The following is a 7,527-nucleotide window of genomic DNA, read 5'->3' on the forward strand; positions in this document are numbered from 1 at the left end:
TTGAAGATATTCGGAAGTAATGATTGCTGTACCTTTTGGTTTAATAGACCAGCGAGGAAAAAATTTGGAAGAAGTGCTGATTAACTGCTTTGTTTTTATTTTTAAGAACAAATGTGAACAAAAAGTGACAGAAAATAGTGGCAATATTTTGCAACAATCCCCAAGCAAAGCATGAGCTTTTACGTGCTGTTTACCTTGAATACACGAGGAAAAGCTTTTTATCAATAGAATATATTAGCTAGCTAAAAATGTGACTTAAGTACTATGCTAAAAGTTAGATTAATCTGGAGTAAGGTATGAAATATTTTCTTGATTTCTATCAAGTTATCTGAAGAGGCTAGAGTAAGTGGCTATACTATAATTCCATAAAAGTAGCTCAGCATTTTCTAGTACATATAGCAATCATATTTAATTTGCGAAAATCAAGAGCATCAGATCCCCGACTTCTTTCAGAAGTCGGGGATATTGTTGTTTACAAATGATTTAGGATTGCTATATATCAACGACAAGCAAAAATGTTGATATCAAGATAGTATTTTATATTTTGCTATATCTGTAATTATGGAATTGTTAATTTGTCATTTGTTTTGATGAGTTGTGAAAGTTCGTAGCCAGCGGCTCTAGCCCTTAAAAATGAGCGATAAATAGCTCACTACAAATCTCTCATAATTAAGGATTAAAGAGCAAACAAGCTGAACGAGTCATATTTCTGCTCTTTTATCGAGTAATGCGGAGAATTTTGTCCTGTTGTGACGGACAATCCCCTCGTCCATCGCAGTTACTGGTTGTTACGTACAATTCCCCATCTGGCCCCATAATTGCTTCTCGAAGTCGTCCGTATTTACCCTGTAAGTACACTTCATGACGCTCGACTTGTTGGGGAGACTGGGGGTTGAAAGCGACACGCTGCAAGTGTTCGGAGCGGAGGGTGGCAATTATCAAGCTGCCTTTCCACTCAGGGATCGAATTTCCAGTATAAATAGTTGCTCCCCCTGGAGGTAGAGCTTGACGCCAAACAATAGACGGAGTCACAAGTCCTTCCCCTGATTCACAACGGTAGATGGTAGGCCAACCCAGATTGTCGCCTGCTCTTGCTAAACTCAGTTTATCATGACCGCTTCTGCCCAACTCGCCACTCGGGCCGTGGTCTGTCACCCATAGCGTTGATTCATCGCGCCAATCAAACCCCTGAGTGTTGCGAATACCAGTAATATACACGGGATTTTTCTCAAATGGATTATCTTGCGGCACTTGTCCGTCAGGCGTTAAGCGCAGAATTTTACCAGCAAGGCTATTAACATCTTGAGAACTTTGCGGTTCTCTGGCATCACCAGTACCAATGTAGAGCATTCCATCAGGGCCAAAGCGGATGCGGCCACCGTTATGAAATTGCGCTACGGGAATATTGTCGAGAATTATCCTGTCTGAGGAGGCACTCAGTCCATTCTCAGATAGTCGCCATCGTTCGACACGATTAACCTGCGACCCATTTCTATCAGCGGTATAGTACACATAGAAAAATCGGTTTTCGGCAAAGTTAGGATGAGTCGCAATGCCAAGCAAACCACCTTCACCGCTATCTGTAACATCAATGGTGGCTACTGGCTTTTGCACAAGTTTACCACCCCGCACGAGTCGAATTCGTCCGGGTCGTTCAGTAACTAATATGTCCTGATTTGGCAGAAAAGCTATTCCCCAAGGAACTTCAAGACCTGTTACCACTTCTTCAACCCGCACGTTTACCCGTCCTTGCGAACCGAAGCCATCTTTGACTAGAGTACACGCTTGATTGTTGGTAGAAGTTTGTTGACTGACTTGTTCAGTTGTTTGTGTTTGTTGATTGTTGGCGTTTGCGGACTCAGATGTTGGTGAGGTGCAAGAAGAGATTCCTAAGCATACCATGCCAACAAGTAAATTTCCTGTAAGAATTCTTGTCAGGTTCATGATAATTTTCTCCAAAAAATTGCTGCTTGCATGGTTTTTGAAATGACTAAATAATTCATATCCCTAGTTCTAAGATTTGTTGCGAATTGGCTAGGGATGCAGTTGGGGCTTGAATTGTTAATCGTTATGAAGACCATAAGTTCCATATATATTATGTTGTCTGTAGCTGAGTTTCATAACCTCTATCCAGAGAACTACTTGAAAAAATTCCTATTTCTGGCTCGTTATCTTTTTGACCAATATGATCTGCGATCACTATTTTTAAGCTAGATACTCATGTGATATATCACACAACGAGGGCATGAAAATTTGACTTCTCCTACACCCTTACACCCCCACACCTATTTTCAAGATATGAAATCCCTAGAATTATGCAACGCTCAAAAATTTATTGAATGGCTGCGTAAATTCCTCATCTCCCTCCGATAAGTACACAAAGGTTCAATCAATGTCCCGCGATCATACCTGAATTCTGGGGTGCGTATCCGGAAATTAACTAATTACTCTTGTGGGGTAAGGATAGGACTTTTATCTCAAGGAGAAATCCAATTAAATTTTAGTATTGCAAGTTAGCAAGGCTGTGTGGTGTGAAATAGTCCGTTAGTACTACATGAACATGGTTAATATCGTGGCATCTAGGCATTACACTGAGTTATTCTCGACCCATGAGGAATTACGACAGCATCTTCTGCAAATCGAAGAGTTTGCCGCAGTGCAAGAACGCAGACGTATAGCTCGTGAAATACATGATTCTTTAGGTAACGCGCTCACTAGTCTTAACATTCAGCTACAAACTGCTCTCAAGCTTTGGCGTATCGATCCTTCTGAAGCAGAACGGTTTTTAACAGAAGCTCAAAAACTAGGAGCCGTTGCGATTCGTGAAGTTCGTGAATCTGTCCATGCTTTACGTGCAAATGAAGGTCAACAGCAATCACTAGAAGAACTAATCACTTGTGTTGTTGAAAATTTTCATCAAACCACTGGCATTTTACCTTCTACTAGTATCAGCCTATCTGCTCCTTTGCCTACCAAGGTAGTCACAACTATCTATCGGATTGTGCAAGAATCTTTAACAAATATTTGTAAATATGCACAAGCAACCAAGGTACAGATTATAGTTGATGCCAATTCAAGCAATGTACTCCTTGTTATTGGAGATAATGGCAAAGGTTTTAGCCGATCGCAAAGTAAAACAGGCTTTGGTATCCAAGGCATGAAAGAAAGGGTGACAGCTTTACAAGGTAAGTTCAATATTGAAACTGAACCAGGAATTGGTTGCAAAATAACTGTTGAAATCCCCTTAGTAGAAATTCCCATTTTGGAGACAAAAACACCAAAAATTTTTCCAGAATCCACCACAAAACTAGATAATCAACAAGATAATTCACCTTACAAGGAGAGCTTTATACGTCAATGTGAACGAAAATTAGCTGAATTTATCGGCCCAATCGCATCTTTTCTCGTCCAAAAAGCTATAAAAAATAACCCTCATATGTCTTGTACAGAACTCGTGCAAATATTGGCAGCGGAAATTCCTAATTCACAAAAAGCTCAGAAGTTTCAGCAGCATTTATTTTCTGATTTAAATTAAGTAGTCTTTGCTGAACTTGGTAATGGGTAATAGGTAGTTAGAATAATAATTTATAGATTTCCCTTCTGTCCCCGGCCTCCTGCCTTGTACTTAATTGTCATCTTTTTGAAGTAAATTGAGAGCTATTTCTAAACTAGATTTCATCCGGTTAAATGCTACTGCCAATCCACCAATTTCATCATTAGATTTTTCTTCAAAATCAACACTCATATCACCGATGCTGACTTGTTGAGCTATTTTCTCCATTTTTCTAATTCGCTGAATAATAGTTTTTTTGATTAAAAAATTCAGCAAGAAGATGACAGTGGCAAAGATGATAATCAAAAGTCCCATTATTAAAGACCAACTATGAGCAGCATCTTCAAATACATCTTGGGAGGGAACAGAAATGATTTGAGCAGCAACAATCTCATTGAGTCGCCAACCAAAACCATGTTCTGTACCATAACTGACTAACAAACTTTTAGGAGCATTTTCTACTGTTGAATGGCATTTAAGACACCTCTGTTGTGTAATAGCTAATGGTCGTGCGATGTAAAATACTTCTCCTTGAGGAAGGGTGCGAAAACCAGTAATTTCTTTAAGCTTTTGATTGTTACGAAAGCGTTCTACAATTTGAATTTCAAAAGGATCAGCTTTATCTCGCAAATTCATAGGATTCAGTGTTGCTTCTCTATATATAAAATTTTTATATTCTTCGTCATTGCGAAACTTCTCAAAGATTTTTATGGCAGAGAAAGTAGGGACTATTTCTGGAATGAATTGTGCTTCGGTTTCCAATCTAGATTCAAGTAGAGGATTTATGCGGTCTTGTGTATATTGTCTCACTGAATTCATTGTACGCATGAGAATTAGTGCTTTAGAAGTTACTTCATTTTGCGCTCTGTATTGTAGTAAATGCGACAGTGCAGTACTAGTCATAAAGATACTAATTAGAAAAACTAGTATCAAAAGTAAGTTGACTTTAGCGCCAATTTTTAAGTTATCTAACATACTTTTTTCTTGTTAATTTGACACACCATTTTAATATACAATGAACGATTTGATTCATAGGCAATATGCAATAGGTAATGGGTAATTGGTAAGAAAGCTCTTTGAGTGGAGTGAGTTTTTTCAACATCAAATAAATAGAAATTATATTTTAACTGAGTTATTTTTTTCATTTAAAAATATTTTATATTATATATTAATAAGTATTCGCCTTTTTCTGAGAAATAATGCCTTTAATGTTTACTGAAGTAAGTAATATTATTCACTTAGCCAAATTTAATAATGTTTAAGCAATTTTCTCGTCGGGATTTTCTTTTATTTCTATTATCTTTAATAGTGAGTGCTTGTAAAACAAAATCGGCTTATGGTGGTGAATTAACTGTTGGTGTCATCAACTATAGCGGTGGAGAAGAGATTATTAACCAATACGCTAATTTTAATAGCTACTTGGGTGAAAAAATGAAAGCATACATTCAACTAGAACCTGTTTTCAATGAAAATCAAGGGATCGAACGCTTAAAAGATCGTGCTTGGTCAGTAGCATTTACCCCACCAGGTTTGACTGCTCTTGCAATCTCTCGCTATCAATACACCCCACTTTTTCCCTTAGTTGGTGAAACGAATTTGCGCTCAATTATTGTTGTAGGCAAAGACAGTCCACTCAAGGATTTAAAAATGCTAGAGGGTCAAACTCTTGTATTAGGTCAACCAGGTTCAGCTACAGGATATTATTTACCCCTTTACAACCTTTATGGTCTGACATTAGCTGAGATATTATTTGCACCTACACCCAAAACAGTTTTAGAATGGGTAGCCCAAGGAAAAGCTGATGCTGGTGCGGTTTCAGTTGCAGAGTTGAATCTCTACGCCTCCCAGTTTAATCCCAGCCAGTTTCGCATCCTCTTCAAAGATCCTCATTCAATCCCACCTGGTGTAGTTTTGGTGGGACCGAGTGTAGAACGCAAAAATCAAGAATATATTCGTCGGGTCTTAAATGAATTTCCTTCAAGTTTGGCTCAAGATGTAGGGTATGTACCTAATGGAACAGTGCCAGATTACGAATATATGATTGAGGTGGTAGAACGGGTCAAGGCGATCGCTTCTCAATTACAAAACAAACCTGTTCGTTTGTTTTGAGCCTATTTGCAACTTTCGTTGAATTGTCTCTACTACTTTCGTTGAGTAGAAACCCCATACTCTAACAAAAGTCTTGAAGTTGTTCTTTACTGCTGCAATTAGATAAAAAAGATTCAAAATAGGTAGGTAACGAGGTCAGTTGTTGGCAGCAGTTGCCATTTCTTATGAGTCTTTCATTTCCTATCCGCTCAAATCCATTTCGCTTTCTGCTTTATATTGAATGGGGGTTAGTGGCAACCTGCGCTGTAGCTGACTCCTTACTGTCAATCGTTTTCTCTCAAACACCTCATTTATCAATTCCATTCCTTGTAATTTTACTTGTCTTCAGTCTCATGGGATTGATATTACCTGGCGGCAACACACTTTCCAAAGTCGTCTATACAGGTATTGAAATTGGGTTAATTTTGTTTGGGGCAACGTTTGGATATCTACAATTTTGGCCCTTGCTGTTGATTGTAGTGCTAATTCGTAGTTGCTTCTTGTTTGAGGAGTCGGGACGCTACTTGTTAGCTACTTTGGTTTTTTGCCTATTTTTGGTTTTAAAAGCTCAATCTGTTAGCAGTATTGCTTTTTCTTTATCATTCTCAGAACAAGGAATATTTTGGTTGAATCAATTGACCCACACATTGCTGTTTGGTGTGGGATTATTGTTTTTGCTGCTACTAGTGAATACAGTATTTACCGAGCGCCAGGTTCACGAACAGCTGACTATTGCTCACAAGCAACTACAGCAATACGTTGTGCAAGTTGAAGACTTAGCTGTTGTGCGGGAACGCAATCATATTGCCCATAATATTCATGATTCTCTTGGACACGCTCTAGCTGTTCTGAATATTCAACTCCAAAGCGCTCTGAAATTTTGGCAAGTTGATCTCGAGCAAGCTCATCGCTATGTTTTACAGTCCAAACAACTCGGCTCTTTTGCCATGCAAGAGGTTCGTCGTTCAGTCAATACCTTGCGTGTAGATGTACCAAAAGAGCGATCGCTCCAGATGGCGATCGCCTTCCTCGTGCGAGAATTTCATCATACTACAGGCATTTTGCCTACCACTCAATTGAATTTAACTTCTGCCTTACCTCCAGAGGTGAGCAAAACAATTTACCGTATCGTCCAAGAAGCACTAACAAATATCTACAAACATGCAGAAGCAACAGCAGTTCATATTCATTTAAGTGCAATTCCAGAGCAAGTGTATCTGACTATAGAAGACAATGGCAAAGGTTTTCAATTAGACCAGGAGTCAATGAGGTTTGGACTCCAAGAAATGCAACAAAGAGTTACCCTCTTAAAGGGTCAATTCCAAATAGAAAGTGAGCTAGAGACTGGCTGCTGTATTACTGTGAGACTACCTTTATCAGAATTCCCTAGCAATACACCACAACCTCTGGGATCAGCTTCAGTTTCAAATAGGAAATATCTCACTCTCCAGAAGAGCTTTGTGCAATAGGGATTAGGGATTGGGGAGCAAGGGCGACAAGCATTGTTAAATATTTTGCACTAGCCCAATCTTCCGCCAATAAATAAATTTATTGGCTGATAGCTCAACTCCACTTAAGTGGACTACAATGCATGACAACCAAGGGTTTTAGCCATTTTTAGAGAAATTTATCTATCGTTATTTCATCACTTTGGGGTGAAACCTTAATTTTTCGTTGGCTTAAATGAAGAAAATTCGTTCTTTTTTTCAAGACTGATCGAAGAGTGCTATCGCAGTCCTAAATAATTCGTGAGAGACAGAGCTTCCTGACTTTTCAAGAAGTTAGGGCTCTGTATCTTTGATTTTTCATATATCAAATGAGATTGCTAGAATAAGGTGCTAAAGTGTACGGTACGTGAGGCTTTTTGTCTCACGCATCTTTATGTA

Annotated in this window: 5 protein-coding genes; 3 read left to right on the plus strand and 2 right to left on the minus strand. The window is 38.7% G+C overall.

What is annotated here, in order from left to right; translation table 11 throughout:
* Positions 1–717: 717 nt before the first annotated feature.
* On the minus strand, positions 718–1,944 hold the full coding sequence (locus UYI_RS0106725; RefSeq protein ID WP_016865913.1) for a PQQ-dependent sugar dehydrogenase: 1,227 nt from the start codon (positions 1,942–1,944) through the stop codon (positions 718–720).
* A gap of 616 nt (positions 1,945–2,560) precedes the next feature.
* Here UYI_RS0106725 and UYI_RS0106730 point away from each other — a divergent pair.
* Positions 2,561–3,535, plus strand: coding sequence for a sensor histidine kinase (locus UYI_RS0106730; RefSeq protein WP_026085787.1), 975 nt, complete (start codon positions 2,561–2,563; stop codon positions 3,533–3,535).
* A 90-nt stretch (positions 3,536–3,625) separates the two neighbouring features.
* Here the strand turns inward: UYI_RS0106730 and UYI_RS0106735 are convergent, their stop codons facing one another.
* Positions 3,626–4,528, minus strand: a complete 903-nt coding sequence (locus tag UYI_RS0106735; protein ID WP_016865915.1) for a c-type heme family protein — start codon at positions 4,526–4,528, stop codon at positions 3,626–3,628.
* 279 nt (positions 4,529–4,807) lie between these two features.
* Between UYI_RS0106735 and UYI_RS0106740 the strand changes: the two genes are divergently transcribed.
* Positions 4,808–5,662, plus strand: coding sequence for a phosphate/phosphite/phosphonate ABC transporter substrate-binding protein (locus UYI_RS0106740; RefSeq protein ID WP_016865916.1), 855 nt, complete (start codon positions 4,808–4,810; stop codon positions 5,660–5,662).
* Between the two features lie 164 nt (positions 5,663–5,826).
* Positions 5,827–7,110, plus strand: coding sequence for a sensor histidine kinase (locus UYI_RS0106745; RefSeq protein WP_016865917.1), 1,284 nt, complete (start codon positions 5,827–5,829; stop codon positions 7,108–7,110).
* Positions 7,111–7,527: the final 417 nt, after the last annotated feature.

It is taken from the genome of Fischerella muscicola PCC 7414, assembly GCF_000317205.1.
Taxonomy (GTDB): Bacteria; Cyanobacteriota; Cyanobacteriia; order Cyanobacteriales; family Nostocaceae; genus Fischerella; species Fischerella muscicola.